Here is a 15,765-nt window from a genome sequence, read left to right as displayed (position 1 = left end):
TCAGCGCAGGGTCATCTCCACGCTGGTGTAGCCACGCACAGTGGCGGTGAGCACCCGTTCGCGTGCTCCGACGGTGTAGTTCGGAAATTTTTGCGCGACATAGTCGAAAACCAGCTGCGCTTCCCGCCGGGCCAGCCATTGGCCCAGACAGATATGGATACCCCAGCCGAAATAGACGTCGGTGCCCCGGGGCCTGTCGATGATGAAGCGGTCGGGGTCGCTGTAGCGGCGCTCGTCGCGGTTGGCGCTACCTAACAGCAGCAACACCCAGTCACCCGCGTCCATGGTGATCCCGTGGCGCTCGACAGGCCGCGTCAGCGTGCGGGCCACCCAGTGGCTTGGTGTGTCATAGCGCAGGGCCTCGTTCACCGCGGCTGGAATGGTGCTGCGATCCATGACGATTCGCCGCCATTGGTCGGGATGCTCAGCCAGCGCGACAAGACCGTTGGAGATCAGCTTCTGGGTCGTCTCCGACCCCGCTGCGGATAACAGATTGCAGAACATCAGCACTTCGTGGGGGGTCAGCGAGCGGTGCGCACCGGCCTCGGGGTCATGGAAGGTGGCCTGGAGCACGATGCTGATCAGATCGTCGCCCGGATCGGTCCTCCGCCGTTCGATCAGCTCGCCGATGTAGTGACTGATCATGCGGCTGGCCTCGATCGCGCTGGACGGCATGGCGACTTCGCCTTCCACGCGGGTGAGGAAGGCTTCCCACCAGACGCGCAGCTGCTCACGGTCGGCGTGCGGCACGCCGAGCAGGTCACCGATCACGTCCGTGGGTACCGAGAAGGCGAACGCCTCCATGGCGTCCACGGTCGTGCCTGGCCGTAACCGACCCAGGTGCGTGTTCACGACCCGCTGCAAGGCAGATTCCAGCGCGGCCACCGCTCTGGGGGTGAAGAAACCCTTGAGCACGCCGCGAATCCGGTCGTGGCGCGGCGGATCCATCGAGATCACCGAGTACTTGCGGCCGTCGTTGTCCGGATTCTCCGGCGCCGGACCAGATTTGGACGAGAACGCCTCCCAGTCGCGCAGTGCCGGTGCCACGTCATCGAACCTCGACAGCACCCACCAGCGGTCCTCCGGGTCGCGATATACCGGCGCCTCGTCACGCAAGCGCCGGTAGACCGGATAGGGGTCGTCGAAGATCTCCTTCGAGAACGGCGAGTACACCAACTCGCTGGTAGCGGGCACACGGAAACTCTATCATTCCAATAGAACAATCGGACGTTTGATGCCTAGGTGACTAGCCGGTCTCGATCAGTTCGATCCACGTGCCATCCGGGTCGGTTGCCATCAAGCCACGGTTGCCACCGTCGAATTTCACCGTCCGCTCCGGCCAACCGTGCCCGCCGCAGCGCTCGATCCTCGCGATCAATTCGTCGGCGTCAGCAACGCGAAACGAAAGATGGCTCAGGCCCAGCGCATTCAGCCGCCGGGGGCTCCCCTCGCCGTCGACCCCGGGGTCGGTGTAACTCAACAATTCCAGGCGGAAGCCATCGCGCTGTAGGTAGACCAGATCAAGGACCAGCCCTGGCACGTCCAGCAACTGCGCAGTCTGCTCGCCGGCCACGTGCATCCGGCCGATCTCCTGGAAATCGAGTGCGGTGCAGTAGAACTCGACGGACTGTTGCAGGTCCGAGACGCACAGTCCGATGTGAGTGAGGCGGCTCAACCGAAGCTCCCCTCGATAGGTGCCTGCACGATGTCTCCGATCAGCTTCGGTCGGGAAGTTGATCGAGTAACTCGTTGTGTTCGCCGAGTAGCGGTGGCCTCGACGGGGGTACGGCCGGACTGGCAGTGAAAATATATGGCACACCGGGATAGTCGACCGTCGCGTCCAGTTCCGGATGGCTCACCGGAACCCTGAATCCCCGGGCCGCGGTATGTTCGTCGTCAAAGGCCTCCTCGGGTGACAACACTGCGCCGGCGGGAAACCCACGCCGTTGACTCTCAAGGAAGTATTGCTTTGCCGGCATCCGGCTGGCGATCAACGTGATCGCATCCCGGGCTGCGGTCAAGATCGCGGTGGTCTCGTCGTCGGCGCCGATCATCGCGATATCCACCGGCACGTCACGAGAGGCGGCCATCTCGAGAAAGACGGCCTCGGGGATCTCGTCGCGCAGCTCGAGATCGTCGAGCCAGGCGAGCAGATTGGCATACTCCGGGGGTTTGCGCGGCAGCACGCCGGTACTGGCGTAAGCGCCGTCTGCACACAACACCTGCGTCGGCTGGCTGGGCGTGAAGTAGGCGTGCCGGCCGGTTTGCCGAACGCACGTCTCGTTGTTGACCAGCCAGTGGTAGGTCGTCTGCTCCGAACTGACATTGCACGCAGCATTGACGTTCACTTCGACGAGCTGCCCCGTGCCCGTCTGATCCCGGTGCGCCAACGCAACCAGGGCTCCGATCGCGCAGTTCAGGCCGGCGAGATTGGCCGATTGCTCACCCGCTCCGCGAATCGGTGGCAGCGAATGGTCGTCGTATCCGCAGTTCCACACCGGACCTCCACCGGCCAGCATGGTGAGGTCGGTGACGGGTTGGCCTGCCCGGACGCTGTCCAATCCGAACGGAGTAACCGCAACCCAGATCAGGCCTGGGTGGTCGAGTGCGCACTTGTCGTAGCTGAGCGGTCCCACACTGACCGTGCCTGCTCCCGAGATGACGATGTCGGCCGTACTGATCAGTCGTCGCAGTCTGACCGGCCCGTCGATGTCGACGTCGACAGTCACCGACCGCTTGCCGGCGTTACCGCTCCACCACCGCAGGCTGAAATCCGGGTCCGCTTCGCCACCCACAAAAGGAGGTCGCCGTCGATGCGCCGAACCTTCCGGTGGCTCAACGACTATCACGTCAGCACCAAGCTCGGCCAGCAGGCGAGCACCGATGGCGGTGAACTGGTCGCTGAACTCGACGACGCGAATTCCGGCTAACGCGTTCAGATCACACCCTGCTTCGTCAGCTCGGCCAACTCGACATCACTGTGCCCGAGCAGACCACCCAATACCTTCCGGTTGTGTTCGCTCAGGCACGGCGCGGCACGCGAGATGTTCCACGTTGTGGCGGACAGCCGTATCGGTAATCCCTCGACGCGAACCGTCCCGATCTCCGGGTGCACGACGGTGGGAAACAGGCCCCACGCGGCGAGGTCGGGATCCTCGTCGATCCGTTCTCGTGGAGATTTCACGACGCTGGCCGGCACGCCGGCGGCAGCGAGTTCGCCTGCCAGAACCGCGGCTTCCCTGGTCCGCGTGCGTGCGCTGATCAGCCCCCCGAGTTCGTCTGCGCCGATTAGCCGTTCCTGGAGTGTGGCGAATCGGTCGGCGGTGAGTTCCGGCTCGTCCAATACCTTCGCCAGCAGCGTGACGTCGCGGTCGTCGCGGCACGCGATGGCGATCCATCGGTCGTCCCCGAGGCAGGGAAAGATATCGTGCGGCGCCATCTCACCGAAGTCGGCGCGATTGCCGGCGGGATTGCCCGGCCGGCGGGCGGGTCGGTGGTTCACAGTCCAGTCGAGTACCTCAGTCGGCAGCATGGCGACACCGGCCGGGACCGTGGCCAGGTCGACATGCTGGCCTTTGCCGGTCTTTTCCCGGTAGTGGACCGCGGCCAGGATGGCGATTGTCATGTAGTAAGCGGCGACATGGTCCATATAGGAGAACCCCCACCCCGCGGGTTCGGTGTCGGGCAGCCCGACCGAGAAGGTCAGGCCGCTGAGTGCCTGGACGATAGGGCCCCAGGTCTTGAAGTCACGGTAGGGTCCCGTGTGGCCGAACCCGCAGTTCGAGACGTAGACGATGTCGGGTTTGATCCGACGCAGCTCGTCGTAGCCGAAGCCCATTCTCGCCATGACTCCGGCGGCGAAGTTCTCACAGACGATGTCTGACACCTCAATCAGCTCGCGTAACAACTCCTTTCCGGCATCGGCGCGAAGATTGATCGTGACCCCGAGCTTTCCGACGTTGTGGTTGTTGAAGCCTGCGCCGAGGTTGACGCCTCGGCGATCGTCGACGAACGGCCCTACGCCACGTAGCGCGTCCCACATCCCGCGGGTCGCCGGGTCCTCCACGCGGATCACCTCGGCGCCGAACGCCGCCAGGATCTTCGTGGCGCCCGCACCGGCCAGTTGCCCACCCAGGTCGCACACCCGGAGGTGAGACAGGGCACCAGTCATTATGCAACAATAAAACAGATTTTGTTCTGCTGCTACTCCTCTTGCGGCGGCTTTGGCGGGTCGGTAGTTCGCAGATCGACACTCAATGTTCTATTGTTTACCTCTATGGTGACGATCGCGGCCGCCCGTTTCGACGACCCGGACTTCTATCTCGGCGAACCCAATGCGACCTTTGCGGAGTTGCGTGCCACCGATCCGGTCCACTGGTATGACGAGGGGAAATTCTGGGTCATCACCAAATACGAAGATATCAAGGGGATCTCGGCACGCCCGGAAAAGTTCAAGTCCGAACGGATCGGCATCATGATGGACCTGATCGCGCACCGGGAAGGAAGAGATCCACAGGGCTACCAGACCCGGGGCATCATGTTCATGGATCCGCCCGAGCATCGCGCGCACCGCAAGGCCATCGGCGTCCGGTTCACGCCGGCGGCCGTCGCAAAGATGGAGGCGCGGGTGCGCCAAGTCGTCAATGAGGCCCTGGACGACCTGCCGAACGGCGAATTCGACTGGATAGAGCGCATTGCCGAGCCCATTCCGGTATTCGTATTCGCCTACCTGCTGGGGGTCCCCGAAGAGGATTGGCCCAAGGTCGCAGGTTGGGCGACCACCATCGCCAACGTGGGCAGCGGGTTGGCCACGGACGACGACATGACGTTGATTTTCGACCAGATCGGTCCATATCTCCTGAGCCTGGCGGCTGAGCGCAAGAGCAACCCTCAGGACGACCTGCTCACGATGCTTTCGCAAGTGACGGTCGGCGGCGAGCCCTTCAACGATGCGCAGGTCATGATCTACGCGCTGACACTGCTGGCGGCGGGCAGCGAGACGACCCAGAGCCTGATCGCCGGCATCGCCGATTGCCTTGATGCGCAGCCTGAACAGGCCGACAGGTTGTTCGCCGATCCGGGTCTCGCCGGCAACGCGGTCGAAGAAGTCCTGCGGTACTGGACACCGGTGATGAGCATGGCTCGGCAAGCCGCCCACGACGTCGAGATGCGCGGCGCCACCATCAAGGCAGGTGACGGACTGCTCCTTGCCTACGCATCCGCGAACCGCGACCCCGATCACTGGGGTGACAGCGCCGAACAGTTCGACATCACTCGCCAGGATGCCGCGGGTCACCTGGGATTCGGCGTCGGAGAGCACTTCTGCATGGGAGCCGCGCTCGCTCGGCGCGAGGCGCGGCTATTGCTGGAAGAGATCGTCAAGCGCGCCAGCGGTCTTCACGTGACCGGCGAGCGCGTGCCACGCGCATCCGCATTGGTGCATACACACGACCACCTCCCGGTCGTGCTGAACTACCGCTGAGGGGCCATGCCGATATGAGTGGACCAATGGACGGTGTGCGCGTTCTGGAGGTTGCCCAGTGGACGTTCGTGCCGGCGGCAGGAGCGGTACTGGCAGACTGGGGTGCCGATGTAGTGAAGGTCGAGCACCCGCGCACCGGGGACTCCCAGCGCGGTTTGCGTCAACTCGGCAACATCACCGTCGAAGGTGCGCGCAATCCGGTGATGGAACACGCTAATCGTGGCAAAAGATCGATCGCACTGGATATTTCGACACCGGACGGGCACACGCTGCTGATGGACCTGGTGCGCACCAGCGACGTGTTCTTGACCAATTTCCTGCCCGATGCGCGCACCAGGCTCAAGATTGACGTCGACGACGTGCGAGCCGCCAATCCCCGCATCATTTATGCGCGCGGCAGTGCCTACGGTCCGCTGGGTGACGAAGGCGGCAAGGGCGGCTACGACATGACCGGGTTCTGGAGTCGCGCCGCCGGCGCCGCTAGCACCACTCCGAGCGACCTCGATGGCGTTGTCGCCCAACCGGGCCCGGCGTACGGGGATTCGATCGGTGGTATGACCATCGCCGGTGGCATCGCTGCTGCGTTGTTCGAGCGCGAACGGACAGGTCTGGCCCGAACCGTGGACATCTCCCTGCTCGGAGTCGGCGTCTGGGCGATGGGAGTGGCCGTCAATGCCGCCCTGATGAGTGGGCAGCCGTGGGTGGCCAGCCCGGCCGGCGCGAATGTGACTCCACACAATCCGCTCACCGGCTTCTACCGCACCAGCGATGGCCGGTTCCTGGGATTGTCGACGCTGCAGGCATTTCGCTACTTCGCCGACTTCTGCGCACGCGTCGGACTTCCCGAGCTCGCCGCTGACGACCGGTTCGCCAGTCACGAGTCGCTGGCGACGAATGCCGTGCAAGCGACCGAGCGGTTCCGCGCCGCGATTGCCGCGCAGCCGTTGGAGTACTGGCGAAAGGCTTTGGCGGACTTCGACGGTCAGTGGGCACCGGTGCTCAACACAGCGGAGGTGGCTGCCGACCCCCAGGTGCGTGCTAACGGAGGAATCGTGGCGATCGAACGCGATGGCGAGTCATTCGATCTGGTCGCCAGCCCGGTGATGTTCGATGAGACACCTCTGCAGCTGCAACCGGCGCCGGAGTTCGCCGAACACACCGAACAACTGGTGCTTGAACTCGGTGGAGACTGGGACCGGATCCTCGCGCTCAAGGACAGCGGAGCAATCGGCTGACCGGCTCAGCGACTGTTGCCGGCCGCCGGCAAAGCCGTTAAGTCAGCAGGTATTCAGCTGGAGACGGTCCAGCCGTCTGACCAGAATGCTGGGCAGCCACTCGCCGACATCAGTCGCTTCGATCCAACTGGTCCGCTCCAAAAGCATCCGGAACACGATCTGCGCCTCCAATCGCGCCAGTGCCGCACCGACGCAGAAGTGCACACCCTTGCCAAAGGTCACATGACCTCGCGCTCCGGCCCGATCGAGACGGAACTGATCGGGTGTTTCGAAATGCGCGGGATCACGATTGGCCGCTCCCCACATCAACAACAGATGGCCGTTGGCAGGCACGTCAACACCTCCCAGCGTGGTGTCGCGCCAGACGTGCCGGTAGTGTCCGCGAAACGGCGCCTCGTAGCGCAGTGCCTCTTCGAGAAATGCGTTCAACAGATCAGGGTTCGCGCGCAACTGCTGCTGGATCTCGGGACGATCGGCAAGGATCCACGCTGCACTACCCAACAGTGATGCGGTGGACTCCCCCGCGGCACTGAACAGTGTCAGCATGATTCCCATGGCCACAGTCTGGTCTACTTCACCGGAGGCGTATCGCGCGGCCAGGTCCGGGATCAGCCCGTGTTCGTCAGCACCGCTGGACTTTTCGAAATGTTCCATGACGTAGGCGGACAATTCGAAGGCGGCAACCCCCGCCGCCTCCAGTTGAGCCTGCGAAACCACCCCGTCGAGCAACGTTGTCGTGGCAAAGCCCAGACGGATCAGATCGTCGACATCGGCATCGGGCAGACCCAGGAGTTCGGCAACCACCATCATGGGCAGCCGATTCGCTAGGGCGCTCATCCACTCGATCTGCCCGTCGGCCAAGTTCTCCTCCCACAGACGATTCGCGACACTGCGCGCATATTCCTCAATGATGTGAACCCTTTTCGCGGACAAGTGCGGCAACAAGATCTTGCGATGTACCGCGTGCGCTGGGTCGTCAGCGGTAGCCAACGCGTGCGATGGACTTCCCGCCTCCATCATCGGCAGAGCGCTGACGCGACCGTCCGCGTGATAAACCATGGTCGCGGTGAGGTTGGACGAGAAGTCGTCCACTCGGTTGACCGCGTCGACTATCGCATCCCAGCCGCAGACGGCGTAGAACTCCGAGTCACCGATCCGGTGCACCGGCGCCTGCGCACGCATCCGGTCGTACAGTGGATACGGATCCTGCAGCGACTCAGCCCCGAAGAAACTGGTCGGATCAGCTAGAACGGTCATTGACTCAGGCTGACCTCGCCCAAGCGAGTCGTCAACGCGCGGCCACAATGTTGATAAACGATCTGTTTCACCGGCCGGGCCCCCACCCCGGCTCGCACCCGAACACCAGCGGATTATTCTGATAAAAGTCACCAGAAATTCTCACGGTGCGAGATAAATTCTCTGCACTGCACGTTCGATAGGCGGTGCTTCCATGCCACATGACGACTGGTTGCTCGGCGGGGACCGGAACCATGAAGCGGCCAAACGCATTTACAGCGCGGCCGCTGAACTCATCACCGAAGCCGGCTACGAGGCGTTCAGCATCGAGGACCTGGCGGCCAAAGTTCATTGCTCACCGGCAACGATCTACCGGCGGGCCGGGGGCAAGGCGGCTATCCGCGACGCCGTCGTCACCCAGCAAGCTACCCGCATTCTGGAGGCGGTGCGCGATGCGATCCGGGATCTCACCGGGACGGACCGCGTCGTCACCGCCACAATCGTTGCCCTGCAACGTATGCGAGCAGATCCCTTGGTCCAGCTCATGCGCTCGGTACGGTTGGCGCCCGGCAATGAATGGCTGACATCGACACCCTCCATAGCTGTCTTCGCCGCTGAGATGCTCGGACTAAACCAGCGTGACCCCCTCGCCGAACAGTGGCTTATTCACGTCTTTCTGTCGCTCTGGTGCTGGCCACTCAAAGACCCGGTGGCTGAACGAAAAATGGTGGAGCGCTTTGTGAGTTCGTCATTCAGCAACGCTTGACCAATTCAGATCACCGGCCCAGCACGGCGACAACACATGAGCCACCGCCACCCATCGCCTGTGCCAAGCCCATACGCGGATCCGCGACCTGCCGCGAATCCGCCTCGCCGCGAAGCTGACTGACGACCTCTGCCACCTGGGCCAGGCCGGTCGCCCCAAAGGCATGACCGCGGGCCAGGCACCCGCCGTCCGTATTCGTCGGCAACCGGCCCCCACTGGCCAGCTCCCCGGTGCCGGCCAGCTCCGCGACCCCGCGGACGTCAGCGAGGCCGAGTGCGATCAGAGCGGTGATTTCTTCGCTGGCGCACATGTCGTGCAGCGATACGATGCCCACGTCGGCGGGTGCGACTCCGGCATGTTGGTACGCCCGGTTGGCGGTCAGGGTGATCTGCGAGGGCGGGCCCACGCACGGTCCGGCCAGCGGCCAGGACGGGTCACTCGGCCAGCTGGTCTGCTCGATTGCGGCAACGGGCACAGATCGCGAATGGGGTTGCCGGGTAACGACGATCGCGGCGCCGCCATCCACCGAGGCGTGGCACATCATCTTCGTCAGCGGCTCGGCTACCGTTCGGGAGGACATGACCTGCTCGATGGTGACCTCGTTCTCGTTGCGCCGCGCGGCCATCGGATTCAGCCGCGCCTGGTTGTAGGACTTGGCCGCGACGGCGCCGATCACCTCAGCTTTGCTGTCGGAGTCGTGCAGCCACCGGGTTGCCTCGATGGCGTAGTGCACCTGTGGCGGAAAGCGGTCCCAGAAATCGACAGCCACCGGCACTACTCCGCCCGGTTCCAGCGCGGTGGTCTTTTCGTAGCCGATGGCCAACGCGGTGCTGCACCGGCCGGAGCTGACAGCCCAGACGGCGTGTCGTAACGCGACCATCCCGCCGGCTGAGGCGCTTTCGATCGCGGTAACCGCAATTCCGGTGCGGCCGAGCTGGTGTGCCACTCTCAAGCCGGTCTGGGGCGGCGCCATCGACGACGAGGTGAAGACCTCGCCGACGGCGTCATAGTCGAGAGCTGCGTCGGTGAGCGCCTTTCTGGCCGCCAGAACGCCGAGGTCGGCCAGCGGGTGATCGGAGTGCCGACCGAAAGGAGTGAGGCCGATACCCGCGATGTATGTGCCGGTCACGTCGGATCCGCCTCGAACAAAAAGGTTTTCGTTTCATTCAGCTCGCGTTCGACCAGCCTGCCGACAGTCCCGGGTGTTGGACGCGGCCCGGATACGAGCACTTGCAGGCGGCCGTCGCTGGTGTCGACCCAGGCGACGCTGTAACCGTCCATGCCGTAGCCGGAGATCGGCGACTTCGAGGGGACGAATGTCGCGGCCCACACCGTCGCCGGGTGCGAGTCAGGTTGCACTGGTGATCCTTTCGTGACGAGTGTTCGCGCTGCCCAGCGCCGGTGGCGGCGCCAACCTAACCGGACCACGCCCCGCGAATCGCCATGGCAAACCGACGAGACGCGCCGTTCCGATCGAGGGATCGGGATGGGCGATTTCGGGAAAGAAGCCGCGCGCAGCCAGATGCGGGTCAGCCACCAGGTCCTCCGCGCGCTGTACCACGGCGGCGCGCAGCCCAGCGGCCGTGAAGTGGGCCGCCACGTCGTGGGCCGGCGCTGCGGCGACCAAATCGGGCAGCTGCCGAGCGTCGGAAGTTATTGCAGCCAGGCGCACCCAGTCTTCCGGATCAATGAGTTCGACTGCCACCCAACGACCGTCAGAGGCCTGGTACACGCCGCGGTGCGGCGGTGTCGGGTTGTCACCGATCGCATCGGGCGCCGAAGCTGCGGCCACGTACTCGGCCACAGTGAAAGCGACCACCTCGGCCATGGAGAGATCGATCAGGGCGCCGCTGTCGCGCTGCGGCCCGACGGCCCAGGCTGCAATCACTGCGGCGGCCACGATCGACGACAACGGGTCGGCAAGAACCGTACCCAGCCGGGCCGGGGACCCGTCGGGCCCGATCGTCAGCCCGGCCAAGCCGCCGTAGGACTGAACGTTGTTGGCGTACACCCGATATCCGGCCATCGGACCCGTCGCACCGAAGCCTGAAACCCGCACCGCGAGCCGGCCGGAACCCGCGATCGCGTCCGGGTTGACACCCAGGCGCTTCAAACGCGACCCACCGACATTCTCGATGAGGACGTCGGAATCCATCAACACGGCAGCCACTTCGGCAGTGGCGCTCGCGGACTCGATGAGCAGGCTCTGTTTGGAGTGGTTGGACACCGCAAAGTAGGCGCCCCGCTCGACGCCCGGCTCGCCGTTGGCGAAAGGGCCGGTGCGCCGGTAGATGTCGAGGCGTTCCGCATCCTCGACCCTCAGCACCTGAGCCCCCATGCCACCGAGCAGCGCACCGATGATCGGACCCGCAAGCACATGGGTCAGCTCGACGATCCGCAGATCCCGGAGGCGCCCGGTCCGATGCCGGCCGATCCGCCCTGCAGTTGTCACCAGCCATGGCGGCGCGAGCACCGATAACACAGTCCCCGCCAGGTTTGCCTCCGATACCGCTCGGCGCGAAATGAACTGGGGTGAAGTCAGAATCTCCCGTGGGGTGTTCACCGGCGTGGAAGGCACGCCGTGCGCCTGCAACAGTGCTGCGCATCCCTCTTTGTCGCGAGTTTCGGCCCACCTGGTCACGTGCTGGTTTATCAGGTCCGAGTGCTCGATGCGGGCGTCTCGCTCATCGAGCCCCTCGGCCCATCCCGGATGACCCAGCGCGGCAATCAAACCGCGCCACTGGTGGTTCTCCACCGCGGTGATGCGCACCAGGCCGTCAGAGCTCCGGAATAGTCCGGACGGCGCGAGATAGCGGCCGCTGCCGGCCCTGCCGGGGCAGGAGTAGAGCACATGGGCGCACTCCGGCAGGGCGGCGGCGAAAGTAACCGCCTCCTGCACCGACACGTCGACCAGGACCGGAGCTTGCATGCTGTTGCGTTCGTCCAGGCCGTGCAGCGCCGCGAGGGCGGCGACCGCTCCGGCCGCCTTGAGTGCCACATAGCCCGGTGCCGGCACCGGTGTTCCACCGGCATCTTCGATCGTCGCAAGCATTCCCCCCGCGGCCTGGGCGACAAGCTCGCCGCCCGGTTGCTCAGACCGCGGTCCGTACAACCCGAATGGGGTGATGCACACCACCACGGCGTGTTCGGCTGCCGGCGGTTCGACCACCCGGTCGTGGTCCACGACCACGATGTCGAAACCCGTTATCAATGGCAAAGACTCGTCAGCCGGCACAATGATCCGCTTGCCCCGATCAAGGATCAGATCAACGGCGGCGATGGGACCGGCCTTTCCGCGGATGATCGGACCGGCACGGCCAGGCACTTCACCACGAGGGACCCGGCTGACCCGAGCGCCGAGGCTGGCCAGCAGTGCCGACGCAGCCGCTCCTGCAATGCCGTCGCCAAGCTGCAAGACGGTCACACCGGATAGGAAGTGCGTCATGCGCCGGCAGTCCCCTCACGGGTGAGACGGTTACCCGCCCCTAGCCAGCGCGTCACCGCTTGGCGGTGATAGGCGCGGGAACCGAGCAAGGCAGCGGAGGTGGCTGCCCGGCGAAGGTGCACATGCGCGTCGTGCTCCCACGTGAAGGCGATGCCGCCGAAGACTTGCGTGGCGCCTTCGGCCACTGGACGCAGCGCATCGATCCCCCAGAACGCTGCTAGCGACGTCAGCGCGGCGGCATCGGGATGGTCGTCCTGGCACGCATCAGCGGCCCTACTGACCAGCGCCCGACCGATCTCGATCGCACACCTCTGGTCAACCAAACGATGCTTGATCGCCTGGTACGCGCCGATCGGCCGGCCGAAGGCTCGACGTATCTTCGCGTATTCGGTTGCAGCGTCGTTGGCGGCCGCCGCAATGCCGACCAATTCGGACACTTGGGCGATCTGTGCACGCAGCACTGCCCCACGGTGGCGTGACTCGGCGTGCCGGCCTTCGGCCAGGACGTCGATTGGTGCTTCCTGCAATGAGATTCGCGCGGCGGGGTTGTGATCCAGCGGTGTCAGCGGCTCGATCTTGACCCCCACCCCATTGATGTCGACCAACCCCAGCACGGCCCGGTCACCCGCACCCGCGCACACCAGCAAGGCGCCGGCCACCACCGCGTAGGGCACCACCGGCCACACTCCCGAGACACCGACGCCGGTGCGCTCGCCAAGTGTTGGCAGTAGTAGAACAACGCCGTCGACGCAGCGGTCCGCGCACCAGGCAGCGGCAGCCACCCCCGCCAGCGGAATTGGGGCTGCCGCGGCGCCGGCCGCCTCGGCCAGCACACACAACTCGCGCAGGACTCCGCCTCCCCCTCCGCGGTTCTCGGTCACCAGCACGTCCGGCCAACCCAGGTCGGCGACCGTCCGCCATAACCCCGGCTCGAATACCGGGCCTTCAAGCATTTCCCGGAAAGCGACGAGCGACCACGATCGGCGCAGCACCTCATCAGCCGAATCCCGCAGAGCTGCAAGTTCTTCGGCCGTGTCGGCGATGTTGTCCAACCCACGGGCTGAGTCAAGGGTCACGTGGCAACCCCAGTAGTTTCTCCGCGATCACGTTGCGTTGCACTTCTGAGGTGCCCGCGCCGAACGTCGCTGCCCGCATCAGCAGGTAGCTCTGAGCGACGTTGCCACTCTTCGCAGTGCCGATCGAGTTGCCATCCAGGGTTCCAGATGGCCCCGCGAGGTCCAGCCCGAAGTTAGCCATCTCCTGGTCGACTTCGGAGGTCAACAGTTTGGCCACCGAGGCCTCGGGTCCGGGACTCGCACCGCGGACACCGGCGGCGGTGGCCTGCGCCGAGATCTGGCGCAGCGCCTCAACCCGCGCGGCGAAACCAGCGATGCGATCGGCGACATAGCTGTCGTCCAACCCATCCCGGGTCAGCGCGTTGTCGTCCTGGGCCATCTTGACCAGAATTGCCAGTCGTCGCTCGATGCGGTGAGTGCGGCTCTGGCCGACGCGTTCGTAGCCGAGAGTCGACTTGGCCACCCGCCATCCGCCGTGCAACGGCCCGACCACGTTCGCTCGCGGCACCCGTACCGAATCGAAGAACACCTCGTTGAACTCCGCCTGCCCGGTGATCTGGCGGATGGGACGGATCTCGATTCCGGGCGAACTCAAAGGCACCAGAACGTAACTGATACCCGCGTGCTTCTCCGCCGCTGGGTCGGTACGAGCCAAAATGTAGATCCAGTCCGCATACTCAGCTTTGGAAGTCCAGATCTTCTGCCCGGTGACCACCAACTCGTCACCGTCGATCTCGGCCTTCGTCCTCAATGCGGCCAGGTCGCTACCCGCCTCAGGTTCACTGAAACCCTGGCACCAGACATCCGCGCCAGACAGAATCCTCGGCAGGTAATTGGCGCGCTGCTCCTCGGAGCCCCATTGAATGATGGTCGGCCCCAGCTGGTTGATCGCGCTGCGGTTGATGGGTTCGGGGGCGTGTGCGGCGGCCATCTCGGCGTTGAAAATGAGCTGCTGAACCGGACCGGCGCCGCGGCCGCCAAACTGTTTCGGCCACGAGATGGCAGCCAGGCCGGCTTCATGAAGTCGCTCCTGCCACAGCCGCATTCGAACCAGATGGTCGGTCTTGTCATGGCCGCGCCCCCGCAGGTCGGAGGTCAGCGCCGCGGCAAGGAACTCGCGCACCTCGTCGCGGAATGCGCGGTCGGCATCGCTGAGGACGACTCCGTAGTCCGGCTCGGTCACGCCCCACCACGAAGGATCGATGCCATCCGCAGTTTCATCTCGCCGTAGGTGATTGCGGTGGCGCCGGCCTTGGGTGCTCGGCCGGCATCTACCTTGGGTGCGGACAGATCCAGGTCGACGATTCTCTGTCGCAGTGCCCCAACCGTGCAGTTCGACCGGCCGAGCCGGTCGACACCGGTATAGCCGAACGCCCGCGCAGCGTTCTGCCACGTGATCGCCTCTACCTCTGCCGCAGTGCAGCCGTCCAGCTGGGCAGCCAGTTGCTCCGGCGCGTCGGGCCAGCTGCTGTCGGAGTGCGGGTAATCCATTTCCCAACAGATGGTCTCGACACCGATTCGGTCCCGCATTTCGATGCCCACTCGATCCCGGATGAAACAGGACATGAAGTTGCGGCGATACACCTGGGTGGGGGTCAGACCGCCACCGAGATCGTCACCCGTCCAGGCCCGCTGACGCGCGTAGATGTCCTCGAACCTCTCGAGTAGGAACGGAATCCAGCCGATGCCCCCTTCGGAGAGCGAAAACTTGATGGTGGGAAATTTGATCAGGATCGGCGAGAACAACAGGTCCGCCGTGAACCGTTGCGTATCGATTGGCAGCATCGAGTTATAAGCAAGGTAGGTGGTCTGATCGGACGGCACGGGCACGCCGCCGCCCGTGCCGATGTGAATGTTCACCACGGTGTTCTCTTCGCACAGCGCCTCCCACAGCGGATCCCAGTGTGGGTCCTGCCACGGCGGCTGTCCGTAGCTACCGATGTGCTGCGGAGCGGTCACCGCCCGACAACCCAGTCCCGCAAGACGATGCACCTCCGCGGCGGCCAGCGTCGGGTCCCAGAGCGGCAGGATGCCCATCGGGATGAAGCGGTCCGGATGGCGGCCGCACCAGTCCTCAATGTGCCAGTCGTTGTATGCGCGAACCATCACCTCCGACACCTCACGGTCGCCCTGGTAGGTGAACAACGCACCCGAGATGGTCGGAAACGACGGGAAACATACCGACGCCAGGACGCCGGAGGCGTCCATGTCGTTGACCCGGGCGTCGATGTCGTAGCACCCCGCTCTCATGTCGTCGAAGCGGGACGGCTCGAAACCCCACTCGGCGTTAGGCCGGCCGGCAACCGCGTTCAGCCCGATGTTGGGCAGCCGCAGACCGTCGTATTCCCAGTAGCACACGCCATCGGTGTCCTCGACGATGCGCGGCGCGAGGTCGGCGAAGCGACTCGGCACGCGTCCGGCGAACATGTCGGGTGGCTCGATGGTGTGGTCGTCGACACTGATCAGTACCAGATCGAGAGGATCAATCACACCTGAATTTTAAACTACTAAACAGATTGTGTCTA

Annotated in this window: 14 protein-coding genes; 3 read left to right on the top strand and 11 right to left on the bottom strand. The window is 64.6% G+C overall.

Going from position 1 to position 15,765, the window contains the following annotated elements; genetic code table 11:
• The 4 genes from AO501_RS00895 to AO501_RS00880 are packed head-to-tail and all read right to left on the bottom strand — an operon-like array spanning nucleotide 1 to nucleotide 4,171.
• Nucleotides 1–1,194 carry a cytochrome P450 gene (locus AO501_RS00895; RefSeq protein WP_055575888.1) on the bottom strand — a complete coding sequence of 398 codons (1,194 nt, stop codon included), beginning with the start codon at nucleotides 1,192–1,194 and terminating at the stop codon, nucleotides 1–3.
• 52 nt (nucleotides 1,195–1,246) lie between these two features.
• Nucleotides 1,247–1,675: a VOC family protein gene (locus AO501_RS00890; RefSeq protein ID WP_055575887.1), complete on the bottom strand. Its 429-nt coding sequence runs from the start codon at nucleotides 1,673–1,675 to the stop codon at nucleotides 1,247–1,249.
• A 40-nt stretch (nucleotides 1,676–1,715) separates the two neighbouring features.
• Entirely contained in the window at nucleotides 1,716–2,885 is a 1,170-nt protein-coding gene (locus tag AO501_RS00885; protein WP_231752302.1) for a CoA transferase, read from the bottom strand.
• 50 nt (nucleotides 2,886–2,935) lie between these two features.
• Complete coding sequence (locus tag AO501_RS00880; RefSeq protein WP_055575885.1) at nucleotides 2,936–4,171, bottom strand: CaiB/BaiF CoA transferase family protein; 1,236 nt, start codon at nucleotides 4,169–4,171, stop codon at nucleotides 2,936–2,938.
• A gap of 105 nt (nucleotides 4,172–4,276) precedes the next feature.
• Between AO501_RS00880 and AO501_RS00875 the strand changes: the two genes are divergently transcribed.
• Nucleotides 4,277–5,482, top strand: a complete 1,206-nt coding sequence (locus AO501_RS00875) for a cytochrome P450 (RefSeq protein ID WP_055575884.1) — start codon at nucleotides 4,277–4,279, stop codon at nucleotides 5,480–5,482.
• 14 nt (nucleotides 5,483–5,496) lie between these two features.
• Nucleotides 5,497–6,717, top strand: a complete 1,221-nt coding sequence (locus AO501_RS00870) for a CaiB/BaiF CoA transferase family protein (RefSeq protein WP_055575883.1) — start codon at nucleotides 5,497–5,499, stop codon at nucleotides 6,715–6,717.
• A gap of 42 nt (nucleotides 6,718–6,759) precedes the next feature.
• Here the strand turns inward: AO501_RS00870 and AO501_RS00865 are convergent, their stop codons facing one another.
• Nucleotides 6,760–7,974, bottom strand: coding sequence for a cytochrome P450 (locus AO501_RS00865; RefSeq protein ID WP_055575882.1), 1,215 nt, complete (start codon nucleotides 7,972–7,974; stop codon nucleotides 6,760–6,762).
• 193 nt (nucleotides 7,975–8,167) lie between these two features.
• Between AO501_RS00865 and AO501_RS00860 the strand changes: the two genes are divergently transcribed.
• Complete coding sequence (locus AO501_RS00860; protein ID WP_055575881.1) at nucleotides 8,168–8,719, top strand: TetR/AcrR family transcriptional regulator; 552 nt, start codon at nucleotides 8,168–8,170, stop codon at nucleotides 8,717–8,719.
• A 10-nt stretch (nucleotides 8,720–8,729) separates the two neighbouring features.
• On the opposite strand, the gene AO501_RS00855 is transcribed toward AO501_RS00860, so the two are convergent.
• From AO501_RS00855 to AO501_RS00830, 6 genes are read right to left on the bottom strand one after another with little or no spacing between them, the layout of a single operon-like run.
• Complete coding sequence (locus AO501_RS00855) at nucleotides 8,730–9,848, bottom strand: thiolase family protein (RefSeq protein ID WP_055575880.1); 1,119 nt, start codon at nucleotides 9,846–9,848, stop codon at nucleotides 8,730–8,732.
• Nucleotides 9,845–10,078, bottom strand: coding sequence for a hypothetical protein (locus tag AO501_RS00850; RefSeq protein ID WP_055575879.1), 234 nt, complete (start codon nucleotides 10,076–10,078; stop codon nucleotides 9,845–9,847). The genes AO501_RS00855 and AO501_RS00850 overlap by 4 nt, the downstream gene beginning before the upstream one ends.
• Nucleotides 10,068–12,164: a CoA transferase gene (locus AO501_RS00845; protein ID WP_055575878.1), complete on the bottom strand. Its 2,097-nt coding sequence runs from the start codon at nucleotides 12,162–12,164 to the stop codon at nucleotides 10,068–10,070. The genes AO501_RS00850 and AO501_RS00845 overlap by 11 nt, the downstream gene beginning before the upstream one ends.
• A complete protein-coding gene (locus AO501_RS00840) occupies nucleotides 12,161–13,240 on the bottom strand; it encodes an acyl-CoA dehydrogenase family protein (protein ID WP_055575877.1) in 1,080 nt (359 codons plus the stop codon). The genes AO501_RS00845 and AO501_RS00840 overlap by 4 nt, the downstream gene beginning before the upstream one ends.
• Nucleotides 13,230–14,423: an acyl-CoA dehydrogenase family protein gene (locus tag AO501_RS00835; RefSeq protein WP_055575876.1), complete on the bottom strand. Its 1,194-nt coding sequence runs from the start codon at nucleotides 14,421–14,423 to the stop codon at nucleotides 13,230–13,232. Before AO501_RS00835 ends, AO501_RS00840 begins: the two co-directional genes overlap by 11 nt.
• Entirely contained in the window at nucleotides 14,420–15,730 is a 1,311-nt protein-coding gene (locus tag AO501_RS00830) for an amidohydrolase family protein (protein ID WP_055575875.1), read from the bottom strand. Before AO501_RS00830 ends, AO501_RS00835 begins: the two co-directional genes overlap by 4 nt.
• Nucleotides 15,731–15,765 lie beyond the last annotated feature (35 nt).

The sequence above is a fragment of the Mycobacterium gordonae genome (assembly GCF_001417955.2).
Classification (GTDB): domain Bacteria; phylum Actinomycetota; class Actinomycetes; order Mycobacteriales; family Mycobacteriaceae; genus Mycobacterium; species Mycobacterium gordonae_B.
This window is presented reverse-complemented; position numbering and strand designations above follow the sequence as displayed.